This window comes from Pseudochrobactrum sp. XF203 (genome assembly GCF_020341615.1).
In the GTDB taxonomy this organism is placed as follows: domain Bacteria; phylum Pseudomonadota; class Alphaproteobacteria; order Rhizobiales; family Rhizobiaceae; genus Pseudochrobactrum; species Pseudochrobactrum saccharolyticum.
In genome coordinates this window covers 2,580,506-2,601,624 of sequence record NZ_CP084392.1, presented here as the reverse complement: position 1 = coordinate 2,601,624, position 21,119 = coordinate 2,580,506, and the positions used below count along the sequence as shown (strand labels likewise).

The following is a 21,119-nucleotide window of genomic DNA, read 5'->3' as shown; positions in this document are numbered from 1 at the left end:
ATTTTATTTTCTCGCATTATCCTACGCATCGAAGCAGGAAAGGAAATCAGTCCAGTGAACTGATTTCCCTGCGAAGGCGCTGCGCACTTTTGCTGGAAATGCTCTAGCGTTTAACAACGCGTTTATCGACTTTTTGTACCAGCCTGTCACCGATCCACTGGATCAGGCAGACAAACACGATCAGAACGGCAACAACAGCGGCCATGATCGGATAGTTGAAACGCTGATAGCCATAGCGGATAGCAAGGTCGCCGAGGCCGCCTGCGCCAATCGCACCGGCCATTGCGGATGCACCGATCAGCGTGACGATGGTAACTGTAAAGCCTGCGATCAAACCCGGCATGGATTCCGGTATCAGCACTTCTTTAATGATCGTCCAGCGGCTTGCACCCATGGAGCGGGCAGCTTCAATCAGGCCGTGGTCAACTTCACGCAGTGATACTTCAGCCATACGGGCATAATAAGGGATGGCGGCAATCGACAGCGGCACGATGGATGCCCATGTGCCCAGTGCAGTGCCCATAATCAGGCGTGTGAACGGGATGAGGGCAACCAGCAGAATAATGAATGGTACCGAGCGGAACGCATTGACGATCGCGCCGATAACGCGGTTGACCGGAATATTCTGAAGCAGGCCGTTACGGTCTGTCAGGATCAGCAGCAGACCAAGCGGCAGGCCGAAGAGCAATGTGAAGAAGCTGGAGAAACCCGTCATAATCAGAGTTTCGCCTAACGAGCGCCAGAGCAGATCAAGCATTGCGGGTGTCAGGAACTGAAACATATCCGGCAACCTCCGTTTCATCACAAATTGTCTTCAGAAAACCCACAGCCTTTTGCAAAGCTGTCTGGTCATGGGCGGGGAGGCCAAGGAATAATGTGCCGACCGGTTCTCCCTGAATCGTATCAATGCCGCCATGAACGAGGCGTGCATTGAGACCGGAAGCGGCGGCAATATCATTGATCAGCGGTCTGCGTGCAGATTCACCGGAGATGCGCAGACGGACAATCGCTTCTGAAGCTGATTGCGGGTTCTGCGTCAGCTGTGCGGCAATGCTTTCAGGCAGGGCAGGGGTCAGCATTTTCAGCAGGCTTTTGGTCGTATCGGCTTTCGGGCGTGCAAACACTTCCCAGACAGGACCTTCTTCGGCAATATGCCCGTGATCCAGTACAATCACACGGTCTGCAATTTTGCGGATGACATCCATTTCATGGGTGATCAGCAGAATGGTCAGGCCGAGTTTCTGATTGATGTCTTTCAGCAGTGCCAGAATGGACTGGGTGGTTTCCGGATCAAGCGCGGAGGTTGCCTCATCCGACAAAAGCAGGCTCGGTTTGGCTGCAAGTGCACGGGCAATGCCGACACGCTGCTTCTGACCACCGGAAAGCTGTGCCGGATAATGCTGTGCACGCTCTGACAGGCCGACCAGTTCCAGCAGCTCAGCAACGATTTTCTGGCGTTCCGGCTTGGCAATGCCGGCAATTTTGAGCGGCAGGGCAATATTCTGCGCCACGGTTTTGGCCGACATCAGATTGAAATGCTGGAAAATCATGCCGATACGGCGGCGCACCGGCTGCAACTGGCTTTCAGTGAGACCGGTGATTTCCTGACCTTCAATAATGACCGAGCCGCTATCCGGCCGTTCCAGACCATTGAGGCAGCGGATCAGTGTCGATTTGCCCGCGCCGCTGCGGCCGATAATACCGAGAATTTCACCGCGCTGAACCGAGAGAGAAATATCATCCACGGCAGGTGTAGTGCCGAACATACGTTTAATATTGGAAAGTTTGACAACTTCGTCACCGGTCACGGGAGGCTGACCGGATGCGGAAGGCAGCTTTTGCTGCATATTCTTTGTTGGAACTGAAGTATTCACTTTATCCTCTGGAGCGCATCCCGAAAAATGCGAAGCGGTTTTCGGAAAAGATGCGCGTAAAAACAAGTAGATAGAGCATTTTCAAAGAGTTAATTTAAAATGAAAATCCTCGAGCTCTTTCTTTAAATTGAGGCAATAATAACGGAGCAAAATGGCAATGCTCAGAGTGCAAAACGGTCCGGATAAATCCGGACCGTTACTATGCGCGGTTTAAGCTTGGTTTGACAGCTCTTATTCCCAGGCAGGAATACCTGTGCTCTTATACGCACGGTCGAGTTCTGCTTTCACCGGCTCGTTCTGGAAAGCTGCAACAAGCGGTTTCACCCATGCTGCATCCTTGTCTTCAGTGCGGATGGCAATGAAGTTGCGGTAAGGATTGTTTTCCTTTGCTTCCCAGCCGATAGCATCCTTCACAGGATCCAGACCGGATTTGGCTGCCCAGTTATTGTTGACGATGGCTGCATCGAGATCATCAATGGAAAGACCGACAACACCGGCATCCAGTTCTTTGATTTCAAGCTTCTTCGGGTTCTCAACAATATCAATCGGAGTTGCAAGAATGCCTGCATCCGGATTGAGTTTGATCAGACCTTTGCTTTCGAGAACGCGCAGGGCACGGCCTTCATTGGTCGGATCATTCGGAACGCCGACGATTGCGCCTTCTTTCAGATCTTCCAGCTTTTCAACTTTGCGGGAATAAATACCAATTGGCCAGAGGGCAGTGTAACCGGCAACGGAGATTTTGTAACCGTGCTGTTTGATCTGCTCATTCAGATATGGCTCATGCTGAAACGCATTGGCATTAATCTCTTTACGCTCCAGCGCTTCATTCGGCTGGGTGTAATCGTTGAAAATGACGGTTTCGATTTTGAGGCCTTCTTTTGCAGCCTGTTCAGCAACAACTTTCCACACATCTTCGTCTTCACCACCCATGATGCCGACTTTAATGGTTGTATCCTGTGCCTGAACCGACAGAGGTGCAGCAAATGCAACGCTCATGGCAACAGCGGAAAGCAGCATCATTTTCATGCCGGTGCGGCGCGAAATTAAGGTTTTGACGCGGGCGATATCTGACAACGACATTGCTGTTTTCCTTATAATTTTGGTCATTAAGCGGTGTCTCGCTTAACGGTTTTGCCTCACAAATCTCATACCTGTTTTCTCTCAAACGGAGGCAGGCGGATTGTGTGAGTATATTCTTCACAGAATGGTACGCGATAACAAGGAAGTTTCGTCTACGAATTAAGTTTTATTAGAATATTTTTGCGTAATTTTGCTAAATCACGAATAAAACTATCGCAGATAAATATATGTTTATATTTAGCATTGTGCGTTTGGTAATAAGTTGCAGCTGTGCGGAATCGAAATTCATCACATAAAAACGCCCGCAATGCGAAGTGCATTACGGGCGTGATATGCGGATATGGCTTAGTTTTAATCGATGAAGACGCGTACGCTGGCGGCACGGCCAACCGCGTCAATCACGGTCAGTGTGGAATAGCCTGCACCATCCGGCTGCCAGAGGCCGGAGCGCTTGCGGGAGGCTTTATCCAGCGGCTTGCCATTGGCCAGCCAGATGAACGGTGCACGGCCGCCCTGCATTTTCAATGCCAGCGGTGCGGTGGTGCCGTCAGGCTGGTTGGTCAGCTCAACCCGCGCACCTTCCGGCGGAAACAGGATTTGCGGTGCGGATTCCCGCACGGACGCACTGACTAGGGGACTAAGATAGGGTGTAAAGCGCCGCAACGATACCGGCAGCTCGGATTGGCGCAGCCGCATTGTACCGACCGGTGGGGCTGCAAGCGGGGTAAAGCCGACACCGGATTTGGAAAAGGCTTCAAACAGGATCGGTGCGGCGGAGCCATAACCGCTCAAACCCGGCACGGCGCCATTATCGGCACGACCAACCCAGACACCCAGCACATAGCGGCCATCAAAGCCAACTGACCATGCATCACGATAGCCGTAGCTGGTGCCGGTTTTATAGGCGAGGCCGCGCTGGAGTGACCCCAGCGGCGGTTTAACACCCGCAAGTACATCAGCCACCTGCCATGCGGCTGCGGGTTGCAGCAGCGGCTCACCGGAGGTTGCGCTCTTGTCATCTTTTATCCGGTCATCCACGCCATTGGAAATAACGGCGGTTTTGCCGCGATTGGAAAGGCCGGTGTAAAGCTGCACCAGATCTTTAAGGCTGATGCCAAGCCCGCCAAGACCAATAGCCAGACCCGGTGTTTCCCCCGGTGGCAATGTGGTTTTAATGTCGGCGCGGCGCATCCGCACCATGAGGCGTGTGGCACCGACACTGTCGAGCAGGCGCACGGACGGCACATTGAGCGAGAGTTGCAGCGCCTCACGTACCGTCACATCGCCCTGATAGCTCATATCGAAGTTTCGCGGACGATAGCCGGAAAAATTGGTCGGCCGGTCTTCAATAATGGTTTCCTGCATCACCAGACCGTCTTCAAAAGCCAGCCCGAAGATGAAGGGTTTCAGCGCGGAGCCGGGGGAACGCTGCACATTGGTCATATCAATCCAGCCTGAGCGGCTGGAGTCGAAATAATCCGAGGAACCGACTTCACCGATAATCTCACCGGTCACAGCATCGGCCATGACCATGGCGACGGAGATTTTAGGGCCGAGGCGCTTGGCGGAATCCATTGCCACGGTTTCCAGCGCTTGCTGCACCGAGCGCTTGAGCGTCACATGATGCACATTGGCTTGGCTATCTTTGCGCAGCGCGGTTTCACTGACATGCGGGGCAAGGGCAGGCATGGCCAAGCGGCGTTTTGGTATGGCCAGATGTGCGGCGCGGTCGGCCTCGTCATTGCCGATCAGCGACACTACCGCCAAGCGGTTCAGCACACGGTCACGGGCGGCACGCGCATTATCAGGGTAACGGTCGGGACGACGGCGTTCGGGCAATTGCGGCAGAGCAATCAGCAAAGCGGCTTCCGAGGTTGTGAGCCTGCGTGGTTCCTTGCCGAAATAGGCAAGGCTCGCAGCACGGATGCCTTCAAGATTGCCGCCAAAAGGCGCAAGCGTCAGATAAGCATCAAGGATTTCTTCTTTCGACAGGCGGCGCTCGATTTGCACGGCGCGCAGCATCTGGCGAAATTTGGCAATAAAGGAACGCTCCGTGCGCGGTTCAATCAGGCGCGCAACCTGCATCGACAGAGTGGAGCCGCCGGAGATAATGCGCCCGTGGCTGGCAAGCTGTATGGCTGCACGCCCTATGGCACGCGGATCAATACCGCCATGGTCGCGAAAACGCTGATCCTCATAGGCAATCAGCATGTCAATAAATTGCGGATCGACATCTTTATGGGTGGTCGCGAGCCGCCAGTGACCGGAAGGAATAGCAAAGGCACGCAGCAGATTACCGTCGCGATCCATCACTTCTTTGGATGTCTGGCTGACCACTTCCAGCGGTGGCGGAAAAGCCTTGTCGAGAATTTCCAGACTGGCCCATGTCACAGCCAGAGCGATTGCAGTACCGCTCAAGACCATGAGCTTCTTATGCAGGCGCGGTTTTTTAAGGGGCTGGGTCTCGGCCAAAAGCTGTCTCCGCCTGTATCCGCAGGCATAATTCTGAGCGGTTGATTGTACCGCTCTTATATTATTGCATATAACAGGGCAGAAAATAACGGGGAACACCATGATCGACAAGCTGGAATATTTCATTGCGCTTGCGCGGGAAAAACACTTCGGCAAAGCGGCAGAAGATTGCGGCATTACCCAGCCGACATTGTCCGCCGGTATCCGCCAGCTTGAAGATATGCTGGGGGTGATGCTGGTGCAGCGCGGGTCGCGCTTTCAGGGGCTGACACCGGAAGGGCAGCGTGTGCTGGAATGGGCAAGGCGCATTGTCGGTGATGCACGGACGATGAAAGAAGAGATGCGGGCAGCGCGTTTCGGCCTTGGCGGTCATATCCGGATAGCGGCAATTCCCACCGCGCTGGCTATGGTCTCGCAATTGACAACACCGTTCCGCGAGAAGCATCCCGATGTGACTTTTACGATCATTTCCCGCACCTCTGTTGAAGTGCTGGCGGCGCTGGACAATTTCGATATTGATGCCGGAATCAGCTATCTGGACAATGAACCGCTGGGAAAAGTGACAGCGGTGCCGATTTATCGCGAGAGCTATCAGCTGATTACCTCGGTCGGCAGCCGGTTTTCGGAGCGTGAAAATGTCACATGGGCGGAAGTCGGCAGTTTACCGCTCTGTCTGCTGACAAGCGATATGCAGAACCGCCGGATTATCAATCAGCATCTGGCGCAGGCGGGAGTAACCGTGCAGCCGACGCTGGAATCCAATTCCATGATTGTGCTGTTTTCTCACATCCGTACCGGCAAATGGGCGAGCATTATGCCGCTCAATCTTTCCCAGATTCTGGGCTTTAGCGAGCCGATCCGCTCTATTCCGATTGTTGAGCCGCAGGCCAGCCATAGTGTCGGGCTGATTGCCGCGCAGCGTGAACCGCACACGCCGCTGATTGCGGCTTTGCTGCATGAAGCAAGAGCATTGTCGCGCATTATGATGCCGCTCACTTGATAGATTTTTTCTATTGACTGACGGTTTTGCCCTATTGAATCAGGGGCGCAGTTTTGATCTGTTCTAAGATAGGGAACAGAAATATAAATTTGCGGGAGGCTTTGACGTCAATGTCAGGCTCGGATTCAGTTTTTACCAGAAGCGCAGGCACGTCATCTCAAAAGTCTGATGTCGCCGGGCGCACGATAGATGTTATCAATGAGTATAAAGCCATTGAGGGCCCGCTGCTTCCTGTCTTGCACGCCATACAGGAAGAATTCGGCTATGTACCGGCGGAAACACTGACACTGATTGCCGAGGCACTGAACCTGTCGCGCGCAGAAGTGCACGGCGTTATGACTTTTTATCACGATTTTCGCGCATCGCCGACCGGTCGCCATGTGATCCGGCTGTGCCGCGCTGAGGCTTGCCAGTCTATGGACGGCGACCGTGTGGCGGAGGCCGTGCAGAAATTGCTCGGTATCGGCTGGGGTGAAACAACCGGCGACGGTAAAATCACGCTTGAGGCGGTTTATTGTCTTGGTCTGTGTGCCTGTGCGCCTGCGGCGCAAGTGGATGACCGGCTGATCGGTCGCCTGAATGAAGGCAAGGCAGAACGAATGATCGCGGAGGCACGGGCATGAGTGTAACAATTTATGTGCCATGTGATGCTGCCGCTTTGGCGCTTGGTGCCGATGAAGTGGCGTATGCCATTGCCGGTGAAGCTGTCAAGCGCGGTCTGGATATCAAACTGGTGCGCAACGGTTCCCGTGGTATGGTCTGGCTGGAACCGCTGGTGGAAGTGGCGACCGATAAAGGCCGTATGGCCTATGGTCCTGTGGATGTATCCGATGTGGCTTCCCTCTTTGACAGCGGTTTGCTTGAGGGCAAAGACCACCCACTGTCGCTGGGACTGACCGAAGAAATCCCGTTTCTCAAAAAACAAACCCGTCTGACTTTCGCCCGTTGCGGGTTGACCGATCCTTTGTCGCTGGATGATTATCGCGCTCATGACGGGCTTAAGGGGCTGCAAAACGCGATTGCCATGCAGCCTGCGGATATTGTGGCGCAGGTCACGGATTCCGGCTTGCGCGGCCGTGGCGGTGCCGGTTTCCCGACCGGTATCAAGTGGAAAACCGTTCACGATGCGCAAGGTGCGCGTAAATATATTGTCTGCAATGCTGACGAGGGTGACAGCGGTACTTTTGCCGACCGTATGATTATGGAAGGTGATCCTTTCGTTCTCATTGAGGGTATGGCGATTGCCGGTATCGCAGTGGGTGCGACCAAAGGCTATCTCTATACGCGTTCCGAATATCCGCATGCGATTGCGATGATGGAAAAGGCCGTCGAGATTGCCCGCAAAGCCGGTGTGCTCGGCGCATCAGTGATGGGCTCGCGTTTCGCCTTTGATATGGAAGTGCGCACCGGTGCCGGTGCTTATGTCTGCGGTGAAGAAACCGCTCTGCTGGAAAGCCTTGAAGGTAAGCGCGGACTGGTACGTGCCAAGCCGCCATTGCCTGCCCATAAAGGCCTGTTCGGCAAACCGACAGTCATCAATAATGTGATCTCACTGGCCTCCGTTCCGGTGATTATGGACAAGGGTTCTGCCTATTACCGTGATTTTGGTATGGGACGCTCCCGTGGTACAATTCCGTTGCAGATTGCCGGTAATGTTAAATATGGCGGGCTGTTTGAAACCGCTTTCGGCCTGACACTGGGCGAGATTGTCGATGAGATCGGCGGCGGTACCGCAAGTGGTCGTCCGGTTAAGGCGGTTCAGGTCGGCGGACCGCTGGGTGCTTACTTCCCGCGTGCATTGTTCGATACACCGTTTGATTATGAAGCCTTTGCTGCCAAAGACGGGCTGATCGGTCATGCCGGTCTGGTGGTCTTTGATGATCGGGCAGATATGCTGAAACAGGCGCGGTTTGCGATGGAATTCTGTGCCATTGAATCCTGCGGGAAATGCACCCCATGCCGCATCGGCTCGACACGCGGTGTTGAAGTGATCGACAGAATTGCAGCCGGTTCAGAACCCGATACGCAGATCGAAATTCTGACAGATCTTTGCCAGACAATGAAATTCGGCTCCCTTTGTGCGCTTGGCGGCTTTGCCCCTTATCCGGTGATGAGTGCCCTGACGCATTTTGAAGAGGATTTTCGCCCGCGCCCTGAAAGCCAGACTTTCGTGCAGGCAGCGGAATAGGAGTGACAGAAGATGAGCTTAATTAAAGAAATCGATTACGGCACACCTGTTTCACGCTCGGAAAAAATGGTGACCCTGACCATCGACGGTAATCAGGTGACTGTGCCGGAAGGCACCTCGATCATGCGGGCTTCGATGGAAGCCGGCATTGCCATTCCGAAGCTTTGCGCCACCGATATGGTGGATGCGTTTGGTTCCTGCCGTCTGTGCCTCGTAGAAATTGAAGGCCGTAACGGCACGCCGTCTTCCTGTACCACGCCGGTGATGGAAGGGCAGGTGGTTCATACCCAGACCGGCCGTCTGAAATCTTTGCGCAAAGGCGTGATGGAGCTTTATATCTCCGATCATCCGCTGGACTGTCTGACCTGCGCTGCCAATGGCGATTGCGAATTGCAGGATATGGCCGGTGCTGTGGGCTTGCGTGATGTGCGCTACGGTCAGGACGGCGCGAACCATGTTTTCAAACAAGGCCGCAATGACGGTGCGCTGAATGCAAAATGGATGCCGAAAGACGAGAGCAATCCGTATTTCACCTATGATCCGTCCAAATGTATTGTCTGCTCACGCTGCGTGCGTGCCTGTGAGGAAGTGCAGGGAACTTTCGCGCTGACCATTGAGGGGCGTGGTTTCAACTCCCGCGTTTCACCGGGCATGCATGAGAGCTTCTTAGGCTCGGAATGTGTGTCTTGCGGTGCCTGTGTACAGGCTTGTCCGACGGCAACGCTGACAGAAAAATCGGTGATCGAAATCGGTCAGCCGGAACATTCCAAAGTCACGACCTGTGCTTATTGCGGTGTCGGTTGCTCCTTTAAAGCGGAAATGCGCGGCGAAGAACTGGTGCGTATGGTGCCGTATAAAGACGGTAAGGCCAATCGCGGCCATTCCTGTGTTAAAGGCCGCTTTGCTTACGGTTACGCCCATCACAAAGACCGTATTCTCAAACCGATGATCCGTGAAAAGATCACCGATCCTTGGCGCGAAGTGTCATGGGAAGAAGCCTATGGCCGTGTGGCCAGCGAGTTTAAACGCTTGCAGACCCAGTACGGACGCAATTCCATCGGGGGTATTACCTCGTCACGCTGCACCAATGAAGAAACCTTTCTTGTGCAGAAACTGATCCGTGCCGGTTTCGGTAATAACAATGTCGATACCTGTGCGCGTGTTTGTCACTCGCCGACCGGCTATGGTCTGAACCAGACTTTTGGTACCTCTGCGGGGACGCAGGATTTTGACAGTGTTGAACATACTGATGTGGTGATGGTGATCGGTGCCAACCCGACCGACGGCCATCCGGTATTTGGCTCGCGTTTGCGTAAGCGTTTGCGCCAAGGTGCCAAGCTGATCGTGATTGATCCGCGTCGTATTGATCTGGTGCGTTCGCCGCATATTGAGGCGGCATATCATCTGGCACTGCGTCCGGGTACCAATGTGGCGATCATGACGGCGCTGGCGCATGTGATTGTAACGGAAGGTCTGCAGGATGATGCCTTCATCCGCGAGCGTTGCGAGAATGAAGAGTTCCGCGATTGGGTGGAATTTGTTTCCCAGCCGCAATACAGCCCAGAGGCTGTGGAGCTGCTGACCGGTGTTCCGGCGCAAGAAGTGCGCGGCGCAGCCCGTCTGTTTGCGACCGGCGGCAATGGTGCAATCTATTATGGTCTTGGTGTAACCGAGCATAGTCAGGGTTCCACTACTGTGATGGCGATTGCCAATCTTGCGATGGTCACCGGTAATATCGGCCGCAAAGGCGTGGGTGTGAACCCGCTGCGCGGTCAGAACAATGTGCAGGGCTCTTGCGATATGGGCTCATTCCCGCATGAATTGCCGGGCTATCGTCATATCTCTGATCCTGCAACCCGTGAGATTTATGAAAATATCTGGGGCGTGATCCTGCAGGATGAGCCGGGTCTGCGTATTCCGAATATGCTGGATGCGGCGGTGGAAGGCACTTTCAAGGGCATCTATATTCAGGGTGAGGACATTCTTCAGTCCGATCCGGATACCCGCCATGTGGCCGCCGGACTGGAGGCTATGGAATGTGTGGTGGTGCAGGATCTGTTCCTCAATGAGACCGCCAATTTCGCCCATGTTTTCCTGCCGGGTTCGACCTTCCTTGAAAAGGACGGCACATTCACCAATGCGGAACGCCGTATCAACCGTGTGCGCAAGGTGATGACACCAACCAACGGCTATGCTGACTGGGAAGTGACGCAAAACCTTGCCCGTGCAATGGGACTGAACTGGAACTATACGCATCCGTCGCAGATCATGGACGAAATTGCCATGACCACGCCGACATTTGCCAATGTGTCCTATGAATTGCTGGAACGTGAAGGTTCGGTGCAGTGGCCATGTAATGCTAAAGCACCGCTCGGTACTCCGGTGATGCATATTGACCATTTCGTGCGCGGCAAAGGCAAATTCATGCGCACGGAATATGTGGCAACCGATGAGCGCTCGGGCCCGCGTTTCCCGCTGCTGCTCACCACAGGGCGTATTCTCTCGCAATATAATGTGGGTGCACAGACCCGCCGTACCGAAAATGTGGCATGGCATGCGGAAGACCGTCTGGAAATCCATCCGCATGATGCGGAAGTACGTGGTTTGCGCGATGGTGACTGGGTGAAAATTGCCAGCCGTTCCGGTGAAACCACTTTGCGGGCGCTGGTCACAGACCGTGTGACACCGGGTGTAGTCTACACGACCTTCCACCATCCGACCACACAGGCCAATGTGGTGACCACGGATTTCTCGGACTGGGCGACCAACTGTCCGGAATATAAGGTAACTGCGGTGCAGATCAGCGCATCCAACGGCCCGACACAATGGCAGCAGGAATATCGTGAACATTCCGATGCCAGCCGCCATATTGAAACAGCTTTGGATACGGTGAGCTAAGCTATGAGTGAACATACTTATCACAGCCGTATTCCGATGATGGCATCACAGATTGCTACATTTTTCAGTTCGCAGACGCAGATCGATCAGGCGGCGGGTGTCGCCAAACATATCAATATGTTCTGGGAACCACGTATGCGTACGCAATTATTTAATCTGATTGATGCAGGCGGAGAGGGGCTGCATCCTCTGGTGCTTGAGGCCGCGCCACTGATTAAACGTCCGGTCTCATAATACGCAATTTCAGCCGGATACAGTCCAGTATCCGGCTGAAATGATTCAGCATTTAAATAATTTCATTCTGACAATTAAGGGATGCTCACGGGAGATGGGCAGGCTGCGGCGCGTTCGCAGAAGGGAGGATTTTGACATGAGTGCAACAGATCAAACCCTGGGAGGTTTGAGCGGGCCGGGGATTCTCGACCGCGAGCGGATTATCGCCAAACCCGGATTTAACCGCTGGCTGGTGCCGCCGGCTGCTTTGGCAATCCATCTGTGTATCGGTATGGCCTATGGTTTCAGCGTGTTCTGGCTGCCGCTGAGCCGTGCTTTGGGTGGTGAAACCGCCGCTGCCTGTGCGGATATGAGCCTTTTAACTGCCTTGTTTACCACCAGTTGCGACTGGCGCGTGGCTGATCTCGGCTGGATTTATACGCTGTTCTTTGTTCTGCTCGGCTGTTCCGCTGCGATCTGGGGCGGCTGGCTGGAGCGGGTTGGCCCGCGCAAAGCCGGTTTTGTTTCCGCGCTGTGCTGGTGCGGCGGTATGGTGATTGCCGCTTCCGGCGTGATGACCCACCAGCTCTGGCTGATGTGGGTTGGTGCCGGTTTTATCGGCGGTATCGGCCTTGGCCTTGGTTATATTTCACCGGTTTCCACGCTGATTAAATGGTTCCCTGATCGTCGCGGCATGGCGACCGGTATGGCGATTATGGGTTTTGGCGGTGGTGCTATGATTGGTGCACCGCTGGCTGATCTGCTGATGGAACATTTCAAAACACCGGATTCCATTGGTGTCTGGCAGACATTTTTGGTGATGGCAGCAGGCTATTTCGTATTCATGATGGGCGGTGCCTTTGGCTACCGTATTCCGCCTGCGGGCTGGAAGCCGGAAGGCTGGGTCGCACCGCAGACCAAAAAGGCTATGATCACCACTCGTCACGTCCATTTGCGTGATGCGCATAAGACCCCGCAATTCTGGCTGATCTGGGCAGTGCTGTGCCTGAATGTGTCTGCCGGTATTGGTGTGATCGGCATGGCTTCACCAATGTTGCAGGAGATTTTCGGCGGCAAACTGATCGGTGAGGCAGGGCTGACATTTACTGAATTGAGCACAGAGCAGAAAGCTGCAATTGCTGCAATTGCAGCCGGTTTTACCGGTCTGATCTCGCTGTTTAATATTGGTGGCCGTTTTTTCTGGGCTTCCCTGTCTGACCGTCTTGGTCGTAAAGCCACTTACTTTACATTCTTCGCACTTGGCATTGCACTTTATACATTGCTGCCGACAGCCGCGCATATGGGCTCGGTCACGCTGTTTGTGGTGATGGTCTGTATCATCCTGTCGATGTATGGCGGTGGTTTTGCGACTGTGCCTGCCTATCTGGCGGATATTTTCGGCACGCAATTTGTGGGTGCAATCCACGGACGTTTGCTGACTGCATGGGCAACGGCGGGTATCGTCGGGCCGGTCGTGGTGAATTATATTCGTGAGTTCCAGATTGCTGCCGGTGTGCCGCGTGCGCAGGTCTATGATTATACGATGTATATTCTGGCCGGTATGCTGGCGCTTGGTCTGATTGCAAATTTCTTCATCAGACCGCTGGGCGATAAATGGTTCATGTCGGATGCGGAAGTTGCCAAACTGCAAGCAGCCACAAAAGCGGAAGCGACAGGGCCGAGCGGTTCCTACGGCATCGGCACAGGCGGGCTGGATGCCAAAGCTGCTCTTGCATGGGCTGCTGTGGGTATCCCGATACTCTGGGGTGTGTGGACAACTTTTGAGAAATCTCTGATCCTGTTCCGCTAAATCTGAGACTTCAGGTTGATTGAGAACTCCGGCAGCAATGCCGGAGTTTTTATTTCCCCATAAATTTCAATAGCTTTCTTCGAATGAATAGCTATCGAAAAGAGTGGTTTTGAGGATTTTTATGCAATGTTGAACAAAACTATTCCGTTTTGGTATAGGTAGTCGGAAATTGCATTGGCCTTGAAAGCTGTTCACTGCCTATAAATTTCACGTCTGAAATTAAAAAATAAATGCCGCAAAGAGGCAAATCAATTCAGACGCAAGAGTGGTGAACGGAGTGCTGTTTCAATAAACAGCAGCAGGAGGATGGGCCGTGGCAGAATTGCGTCAGGCGCGTGACAGCTTTCGTCTGAAAGTCAGCGATATTCATGAAATTGCGGTTTATGATTACGGCAATCCGGATGGCATTCCGGCGATATTTTTGCATGGCGGGCCGGGCGCCGGTGTATCGGCCAAGCAGATTGCCAGCTTTGATCTCGATACCTATCGCGTGATTACACTTGATCAGCGCGGTGCCGGACAATCGACCCCTGTTGCAGAATTGCGCGAAAATACCACGCAGCATCTGATTGAAGATATTGAACGCATTCGCGAGCATTTTGGCATTGAGCGCTGGCTGGTTGCCGGCGGTTCGTGGGGCTCTTGCCTGTCACTGGCCTATGGGCAGGCACATCCTGAACGCTGCCTTGGCTTCCGCATTCACGGGATTTTCCTTGGTGATCGCGAAGACAGCGACTGGTGGTTCCACGGCTCACGAACGATTTTTCCTGACTACTGGCAGGAATTTGCAGAATTTGTGCCGGAGGATGAACGCGGCGATCTCTTGAGCGCCTATTACAAGCGTCTGACCTGCGGTGATCCGGTGGTGGAACATGCTGCGGCGCAGAGCCTGCGCGGTTTCTCTGCGCGCACTCAGACTTTGGAACCAAGCGCCGAGCATGTCTCGACATTGTTGCAGAGTGATGCGGCTTTAGCTGTTTCTCGTATTTTCACGCATTATTGCATGAACGGTGCCTTCATGCCTGCCAATGCATTGCTGGATAATCTCGACCGTATCCGCCATCTGCCTGCAGAAATTGTGCAGGGGCGTTATGATACGGTGACCCCGATGGTGACAGCGTGGAAGCTGAAAACCGCATGGCCGGAAGCCAATTTCACCATTGTTACTCTGTCTAATCACCAGTCTACAACCGGCCCTATGGCTGGCGCTCTTGCCGATGCTTCCGAGCGTCTGGCTAAGGCCGTCAAAGCACCGGTTCACGCATAACTTCTTTTAAAATAACGGGCAGCTTCATGTTTGATACACTGAAATCCGATCCTTCCGCCGTTGCAATGTCCTCCTATACGGAGATCCGCAAAGCCGTAAAACCGGCCATCTCACCGGATGGCGAATTGCTGGCATTTTTGAGTGATGCAAGCGGCACCGCACAGGTCTGGATCAAGCCGCTGGCCGGTGGTGAAGCGAAGCAGCTGACCAATCTGCCGGAACCTGTCGGCACACTGTCTTTTAACCCGAAAAGCCGCGATCTGCTGATCAGTACCGACTGGGGTGGTGATGAGCGTCATCAGTTTTGGCTGATTGAAAATGCTGAAGGCGAGCCGCGTAAGCTGACCACTGAAGCAACTGTGGTGCATGGCTGGGGTTGCTGGTCGCCGGACGGCACGCAGATTGCCTATTCCGCCAATTACCGTGACCGCACGCACATGGATCTCTATGTGATGACGGTCGCAACAGGTGAAGCCAAATGTGTCTATCAGGGCACCGGCTGGCGCACACCGGCAGCTTTCACGCCGGATGGTGCAGCGCTGCTGGTCAATGACTGTACCCGCGCTATGACGGATCAGAATTTCTGCCGCCTTGATCTGGCAAGCGGTGCTTATGAAGATATGCTGCCGCATCAGGGACGCGCTTCCTATCAGGCTGCGAAATTTCTCAAGGATGATTCCGGTATTCTGCTGATTTCCGATCAGGGACGTGATTATTCCAGTGTGATGTTCAAAGCCCACGACAGCAATGAACTTGTTGAAATTGCCGGTTTTGACAAGCAGGACGTTGAAGCTCTGGCCATTGCGCCGGATCAGCAGAGCGTGGCGCTGGTGCTGAACCGTCAGGGCTGGAGCGAGATTGTTATCATTGATCGTCAGGGCAAAGTGCAGAAATCTCTGCCAACCCCGATGCCTTGTGTGATTGCGTCTGTGGCATGGACACAGGACGGTGCGGCACTGGTGATGCCTGCGGAAGGTGCGGCAACCTCCGGTGATATCTGGCGCTGTGAAGTGGCAACAGGCACCTATAGTCGTCTGACCGATGCGCCAAAGGCAAAAACCGCTCTGCCGGACTTTATTGAGCCGACTGTAACCAGTGTTGCGAGCTTTGACGGATTGGATGTTCCTTATTTCGTCTATCAGCCAACTGTTGCTGCGCCTGCGAGCGGCTATCCGGTGATGATCATTGTCCATGGTGGCCCTGAAGCCCAGTGGAAGCCTGATTTCCGCGCTGACATTCAATATATGCTGGCACGTGGCATCATGGTGGTTGCACCGAATATTCGCGGCAGCACCGGCTATGGCCGTCCTTATCAGCATCTGGATGACCGCGAATTGCGCATGGACAGCGTGGCTGATCTCAAAGCCGTGCGTCTGGCTGTCGGCAATCGTGCGGATGTTGATGACAGCCGTATCGGCGTGTTTGGCCGTTCCTATGGCGGTTTCATGGTGCTGGCTGCACTCACTGAGTATCCGGATTTGTGGAAACTCGGCGTGGAATATTACGGCATCGCCAATTTCCTGACTTTGATGGAGACCACCGGCCCGTGGCGCAAAGTTCTGCGCGAAGTGGAATATGGTGATGTGGCGACGATGAAAGATGCGCTTGAGCGCTTCTCGCCAATTCATAAAATGGCAGCAGTACAGGCACCGCTGATGGTGGTGCACGGGTTGGAAGATCCGCGCGTAACGCCTTGCGAGAGCGAGATGGTTTATTCCTGCCTGCGTGGCTTGGGCAAGCCGGTGGAAATTCTGCGCATTCCCCATGAAGGCCATGGTTTTGCACGGATTGAAAACCGCCACACAGTGTTTGACGCGCTGGGACGCTTCATCGACGAAAACCTGTAAAGACAACACGGTTTCAGGCGCGGGTGGAGGCTCGCTCCTGAAACTGTATTCAAATGACATGATAATCGGGAGGAACACCATGAAGAATGGTGAGGTGATCTGGGATCTGGTTGATGCGAAAAAGCGTGAGTTCGAAGAGCTCAGCGACCGCGTCTGGGGTATGCCGGAAATTGCCTATACGGAATATAAATCCTGCGCCGAGCATACTCAGATGCTGCGCGATCAGGGCTTTAAGATTACGGAAAATGTGGCCGGTATTCCGACTGCTGTAATCGGTGAAGCCGGTGAAGGCGGGCCTGTTATCGCGATCCTCGGTGAATATGATGCATTGCCGGGTCTGTCACAGGAGGCCGGTATTGCCGAACCTCGTCCGATTCCGGGCACAGGCCATGGTCATGGCTGCGGTCATAATATGCTGGGTTCCGCAGCGCTTCTCGCAGCAACGGCTGTGAAAGACTGGCTGGAACAGAACGGTAAAAAAGGCCGTGTGCGTTATTATGGTTGTCCGGCGGAAGAGGGCGGTGCTGCCAAAGCGTTCATGGTGCGCGCCGGTGCTTTTGACGATGTGGATATTGCTATTTCATGGCATCCGGCTTCGTTCACGCAAGTGGATGATGCCCAGTCGCTGGCCAACACCCGTATGGATTTTGAATTTACCGGCCGTGCATCACACGCCGCTGCTGCACCGCATCTCGGCCGTTCTGCTCTCGATGCGGTTGAGCTGATGAGCGTTGGCTGCAATTATCTGCGCGAGCATATTCCGGCTGATTGCCGTCTGCATTATGCCTATCTCAATGCCGGTGGTATTGCGCCGAATGTGGTGCAGGCCAAAGCTAAAGTGCGCTATGCGATCCGCGCAACCGATCTGCCGGGCATGTTCTCGCTCAATGAACGCGTGAAAAAAGTGGCGCAGGGCGCTGCAATGATGACTGAAACCACAGTCGATATTTCGATAATGAGTGCGGTGTCTAACTTGCTCGGTAATACGCCGCTGGAAATCGCTATGCATTCCAATATGGAGCGTCTCGGCGGCGTGCCGTTTGATGATGCTGACCGTGCTTTTGCTGCAAAAATTCAGACAACTTTGTCTGCAGAAGATATCGAAACCGATTACCTGCGCGTTGGTCAGCCTTTCGCTGAAAATGCACCGCTTTGTGATTATGTGCTGCCGCGCGAACAGACCGGCGCGCCGATGATCGGTTCTACCGATCTTGGCGATGTCAGCTGGGCAGTGCCGACCGTGCAGGCACGCGTTGCCACCCATGCGATCGGCTCACCTGGTCACTCATGGCAGATCACTGCGCAGGGCAAAATGCCTGCTGCGCATAAAGGCATGGTCTATGCGGCTAAAGTTATGGCCGGAACCGCGCTGGATGTGATGCAGGATGAGAGCATTCTCAATGCTGCCAAGGCCGATCATCAGGCACGTATGGCGAAAACACCTTATACCTGCCCGATCCCGCCGGAGGTGAACCCGCCACTGCAGCCGCGCCCTGCCGAGTAAGGTGGCGGAATAAATGAATTGGCATGGCGGTACATTGCCGCCATGCCCTTTATCAAGACTGAAAAATCATAAACAGGGGATAAAGATGAAGACCAATAAATATTTGAACCGCAGTTCCGCTTTGGCAATGATTGCCGGTACTGCTGCTCTCGCCGGTGCAACATTTGCATCGGAAGCTGCCTCGCCGCCAAATGCGCTGGTGATGGCATGGAATATTGATGCGATCAGCACATTCGATCCGGCTCAGATCGGCGAAGTGGTGAGCAATGAAATTATTCAAAATACCTGCGATCCGCTGGTTGATTTTGATCCGAAAGATGAAACCAAAATTCTGCCGCGCATGGCTAAAAGCTGGGATGTTTCGGAAGATGGTTTGCAGATTACTTTCCACCTGCGCGATGACCTGAAATTTGACAATGGTGACAAGGCAACTGCCGGTGATCTGGCATGGTCGATGCAACGCGTTGTTAAACTCGGTTTTGGTAATGCTGCAACACTGACGGAATATGGTTTCGTCAAAGACAATGTTGATACTGCGATTACAGCGCCGGATGATCAGACGCTCGTCTTCAAGCTCGATAAGCCATATCCGGTCAATCTCATCTTGTCAGCTATTGCAGCAAACCGCGTTTCAATTCTGCTCAACCAGAAAGTGCTGATGGCCAATCAGGTCGAAGGCGATATGGGCAATAAATATCTGGCGACCCGCACAGAATGTGTAGGCCCTTATAAGCTGATGCGCTGGAACCCTGCAGAAGTTGTGTTGCTGCAAGCGAGTGATAATTACTGGGGTGAAGCACCAAAGCTGAAACAGGTTCTGATCCGTCACGTATCGGAAGCCGGTACCCAGCGCCTGCTGCTGGAAAAAGGCGATATTGATATTGCCCGTGATCTGACACCGGAAGATCTGAAAGATCTGGAAGCACAGGATAAAGTGGCGGTTTCACGCGCTTTGAAACCGACCTTGTTCTATTGGAACTTCAACAATGCTGATCCGATTTTCAACAATGAAAAAGTGCGTCTCGCTATGCGCTATCTCATTGATTATGATGGTCTGGCAAAGACTGTGATGCACAATGTCGGCGTGCCGCGTGCAAGCTTTGTGCAGCTTGGTGCTTTTGGTGCGCTGGATGAAAAAGAAGGCCAGCCATTCACTCTGGATGTGGAAAAAGCCAAAGCACTTCTGGCTGAAGCCGGTCATCCGGATGGTTTTGAAACCACCATGTTTATCGGTACCGCACCTTATGCAGCCCCGATTGCCCAGAGTATTCAGGATGCCGCGGCCAAAGCCGGTGTGAAAATCAAAATCGAACGCATGGCTAATGCCCAGCTGTTCAGCCGTATCCGTGGCCGTGAATTCCAGACCTCGCTGATGGGCTGGGCGACCGGCGTACCGGATGCGCATGGCAATGCTTCACGCCAGATTTTCAATCCGGATAACCGTGCGGAAGCCAAGCAGACCATGTATCCGAGCTGGCGCGCGAGCTATTTCGATGAAGCTGTGAACAAGGAAGTTGATGCTGCCCTGTTTGAAAAAGATGAAGCCAAGCGTGCCGAGCTTTATCATGCCCTGCAGAAAGAGATGATGGAAAAAGGCCCGCAGGCCTATATGTTCCAGATTTATAATGTTGCGGGTATTAACAAGGGTATCACGAATTGGGAGTGGAACGGTTTCCGCACTTATTATGATACAGCCGCTAAATAACTGACCGCGAAAGACCTGTCGCTTGCATTACGGCGGCAGGTAATTTCCGGAATTGATATTCCGGCATTCAGTCAGGTTTGCAGCACATTTTCTTTATTTTACCGGCACCTTTGCGGTGCTGAAAGCCCTGTGCTGCAAATTCTCCTTTTCCCGATATTGACGGAAACATTGCCATGACGACGCCCGAAACTTTGCAAGATACGGAGTTTGACAATGAGGTCTATCATGAACCTCATCCCGTTCTTCTCTTTCTCGCCGCCGCCGCACGCCTGATCATTTCCGTGGCGATTACGCTGCTTGGTCTGGTCACGCTGACTTTTTTCATCAGCCGTCTTTTGCCGCTTGATCCGGTGATCGCGATGCTGGGAGATAATATCTCTCAGGAAGCCTATGATACGATGTATCGCAAGCTTGGTCTCGATCAGCCGTTGATCGTGCAATATGGGCTTTATATTAAAAATGCCGTGATGTTTGATTTCGGCAATGCGCTGACCTCCGGCCGTCCTGTGCTGGAAGATATCGGCCGCGTATTCCCTGCCACCATTGAGCTTGCAACCGTTGCGATTATCATCGGTACCGGTTTTGGTATTCCGCTCGGCGTGTTCTCGGCAATGTACCGCAATTCGCCGCTGGATCATCTGGTGCGTATGCTCAGCCTGCTCGGTTACTCTACACCGAACTTCTGGCTCGGTCTGATGGCGCTGCTGGTATTCTATGCCGGTCTTGGCTGGATCGGTGGTCCGGGTCGTATTGATTTCATTCATGAGTTTTCAGTCGAGCCGACAACCGGTTTCCTGCTGCTCGATAGTGCGATGCAGGGACAGTGGGAAGCATTCGGCAATGCCTTCAGCCATATCATCATGCCTGCGCTCATTCTGGCTTTCGGTTCTATGGCCTATATCAGCCGTATGACCCGTGGCTTTATGATCGAGCAGCTCAATCAGGAATATATCATCACCGCCCGCGTGAAAGGCCTGTCATGGTCGCGCACCGTCTGGGGACATGCATTTCGCAATGTCGCCGTGCAGGTAGTGACGGTTGTTGCGCTGTCCTATGCGTTCCTGCTCGAAGGTGCCGTGCTGACAGAAACCGTGTTCGCATGGCCGGGTTTTGGCCGTTATCTCACCAATGCTCTGATGGCCGGTGATATGAATGCTGTGGTCGGCTGTACGCTGATCGTGGGTATTCTCTTCGTTGTCATCAATCTGATCAGCGATCTGCTTTACCGCGTCTTTGATCCGCGTACACGATAGGTGCT

At 53.6% G+C, this 21,119-nt stretch carries 15 protein-coding genes; 11 read left to right on the top strand and 4 right to left on the bottom strand.

Features of this window, described 5'->3' with window-relative positions; translation table 11 throughout:
* Nucleotides 1-103: 103 nt before the first annotated feature.
* From LDL70_RS11785 to pbpC, 4 genes are all read right to left on the bottom strand, one after another.
* A complete protein-coding gene (locus tag LDL70_RS11785) occupies nt 104-769 on the bottom strand; it encodes a methionine ABC transporter permease (RefSeq protein WP_028234010.1) in 666 nt (221 codons plus the stop codon).
* Entirely contained in the window at nt 750-1,847 is a 1,098-nt protein-coding gene (locus tag LDL70_RS11780; RefSeq protein ID WP_225688533.1) for a methionine ABC transporter ATP-binding protein, read from the bottom strand. Before LDL70_RS11780 ends, LDL70_RS11785 begins: the two co-directional genes overlap by 20 nt.
* 258 nt (nt 1,848-2,105) lie before the next feature.
* Complete coding sequence (locus LDL70_RS11775; RefSeq protein ID WP_116088857.1) at nt 2,106-2,957, bottom strand: MetQ/NlpA family ABC transporter substrate-binding protein; 852 nt, start codon at nt 2,955-2,957, stop codon at nt 2,106-2,108.
* A gap of 351 nt (nt 2,958-3,308) precedes the next feature.
* Nucleotides 3,309-5,381 (bottom strand): penicillin-binding protein 1C, encoded by a 2,073-nt coding sequence (pbpC, locus tag LDL70_RS11770; protein ID WP_225688531.1) that lies wholly within the window; start codon nt 5,379-5,381, stop codon nt 3,309-3,311.
* A gap of 148 nt (nt 5,382-5,529) precedes the next feature.
* On the opposite strand from pbpC, the gene LDL70_RS11765 reads away from it, so the two are divergent.
* From LDL70_RS11765 to LDL70_RS11715, 11 genes are all read left to right on the top strand, one after another.
* A complete protein-coding gene (locus LDL70_RS11765) occupies nt 5,530-6,429 on the top strand; it encodes a LysR family transcriptional regulator (protein WP_075657026.1) in 900 nt (299 codons plus the stop codon).
* Nucleotides 6,430-6,539: 110 nt separating this feature from the next.
* Nucleotides 6,540-7,052, top strand: coding sequence for a formate dehydrogenase subunit gamma (locus tag LDL70_RS11760; RefSeq protein ID WP_221720002.1), 513 nt, complete (start codon nt 6,540-6,542; stop codon nt 7,050-7,052).
* Nucleotides 7,049-8,617 carry an NADH-quinone oxidoreductase subunit NuoF gene (locus LDL70_RS11755; protein ID WP_225685130.1) on the top strand — a complete coding sequence of 523 codons (1,569 nt, stop codon included), beginning with the start codon at nt 7,049-7,051 and terminating at the stop codon, nt 8,615-8,617. Before LDL70_RS11760 ends, LDL70_RS11755 begins: the two co-directional genes overlap by 4 nt.
* A gap of 12 nt (nt 8,618-8,629) precedes the next feature.
* Nucleotides 8,630-11,515 (top strand): formate dehydrogenase subunit alpha, encoded by a 2,886-nt coding sequence (gene fdhF / locus LDL70_RS11750; protein ID WP_225685129.1) that lies wholly within the window; start codon nt 8,630-8,632, stop codon nt 11,513-11,515.
* A gap of 3 nt (nt 11,516-11,518) precedes the next feature.
* The gene (locus LDL70_RS11745; RefSeq protein ID WP_022712526.1) at nt 11,519-11,749 is read left to right on the top strand and encodes a formate dehydrogenase subunit delta; all 231 of its coding nucleotides are present in this window, start codon (nt 11,519-11,521) and stop codon (nt 11,747-11,749) included.
* A 136-nt stretch (nt 11,750-11,885) separates the two neighbouring features.
* Nucleotides 11,886-13,538, top strand: a complete 1,653-nt coding sequence (locus LDL70_RS11740; protein ID WP_225685128.1) for an OFA family MFS transporter — start codon at nt 11,886-11,888, stop codon at nt 13,536-13,538.
* A 313-nt stretch (nt 13,539-13,851) separates the two neighbouring features.
* Nucleotides 13,852-14,805, top strand: a complete 954-nt coding sequence (pip, locus tag LDL70_RS11735; protein ID WP_151160085.1) for a prolyl aminopeptidase — start codon at nt 13,852-13,854, stop codon at nt 14,803-14,805.
* A gap of 26 nt (nt 14,806-14,831) precedes the next feature.
* Nucleotides 14,832-16,652: a S9 family peptidase gene (locus tag LDL70_RS11730; protein ID WP_225685127.1), complete on the top strand. Its 1,821-nt coding sequence runs from the start codon at nt 14,832-14,834 to the stop codon at nt 16,650-16,652.
* Between the two features lie 79 nt (nt 16,653-16,731).
* Complete coding sequence (locus tag LDL70_RS11725; RefSeq protein WP_121993013.1) at nt 16,732-18,156, top strand: M20 family metallopeptidase; 1,425 nt, start codon at nt 16,732-16,734, stop codon at nt 18,154-18,156.
* 85 nt (nt 18,157-18,241) lie between these two features.
* Nucleotides 18,242-19,861 (top strand): ABC transporter substrate-binding protein, encoded by a 1,620-nt coding sequence (locus LDL70_RS11720; RefSeq protein ID WP_225685126.1) that lies wholly within the window; start codon nt 18,242-18,244, stop codon nt 19,859-19,861.
* A 173-nt stretch (nt 19,862-20,034) separates the two neighbouring features.
* Complete coding sequence (locus LDL70_RS11715; RefSeq protein ID WP_116088846.1) at nt 20,035-21,114, top strand: ABC transporter permease; 1,080 nt, start codon at nt 20,035-20,037, stop codon at nt 21,112-21,114.
* The last annotated feature ends 5 nt before the right edge of the window (nt 21,115-21,119 follow it).

Excerpts from the sequence above, each read along its gene's own strand:
- LDL70_RS11780 (WP_225688533.1), bottom strand. The coding sequence starts at position 1,847 with ATGCAGCAAAAGCTGCCTTCCGCATCCGGTCAGCCTCCCGTGACCGGT.
- LDL70_RS11775 (WP_116088857.1), bottom strand. The coding sequence starts at position 2,957 with ATGTCGTTGTCAGATATCGCCCGCGTCAAAACCTTAATTTCGCGCCGC.
- pbpC (WP_225688531.1), bottom strand. The coding sequence starts at position 5,381 with ATGGTCTTGAGCGGTACTGCAATCGCTCTGGCTGTGACATGGGCCAGT.
- LDL70_RS11765 (WP_075657026.1), top strand. The coding sequence starts at position 5,530 with ATGATCGACAAGCTGGAATATTTCATTGCGCTTGCGCGGGAAAAACAC.
- LDL70_RS11760 (WP_221720002.1), top strand. The coding sequence starts at position 6,540 with ATGTCAGGCTCGGATTCAGTTTTTACCAGAAGCGCAGGCACGTCATCT.
- LDL70_RS11755 (WP_225685130.1), top strand. The coding sequence starts at position 7,049 with ATGAGTGTAACAATTTATGTGCCATGTGATGCTGCCGCTTTGGCGCTT.
- fdhF (WP_225685129.1), top strand. The coding sequence starts at position 8,630 with ATGAGCTTAATTAAAGAAATCGATTACGGCACACCTGTTTCACGCTCG.
- LDL70_RS11745 (WP_022712526.1), top strand. The coding sequence starts at position 11,519 with ATGAGTGAACATACTTATCACAGCCGTATTCCGATGATGGCATCACAG.
- LDL70_RS11740 (WP_225685128.1), top strand. The coding sequence starts at position 11,886 with ATGAGTGCAACAGATCAAACCCTGGGAGGTTTGAGCGGGCCGGGGATT.
- LDL70_RS11730 (WP_225685127.1), top strand. The coding sequence starts at position 14,832 with ATGTTTGATACACTGAAATCCGATCCTTCCGCCGTTGCAATGTCCTCC.
- LDL70_RS11725 (WP_121993013.1), top strand. The coding sequence starts at position 16,732 with ATGAAGAATGGTGAGGTGATCTGGGATCTGGTTGATGCGAAAAAGCGT.
- LDL70_RS11720 (WP_225685126.1), top strand. The coding sequence starts at position 18,242 with ATGAAGACCAATAAATATTTGAACCGCAGTTCCGCTTTGGCAATGATT.
- LDL70_RS11715 (WP_116088846.1), top strand. The coding sequence starts at position 20,035 with ATGACGACGCCCGAAACTTTGCAAGATACGGAGTTTGACAATGAGGTC.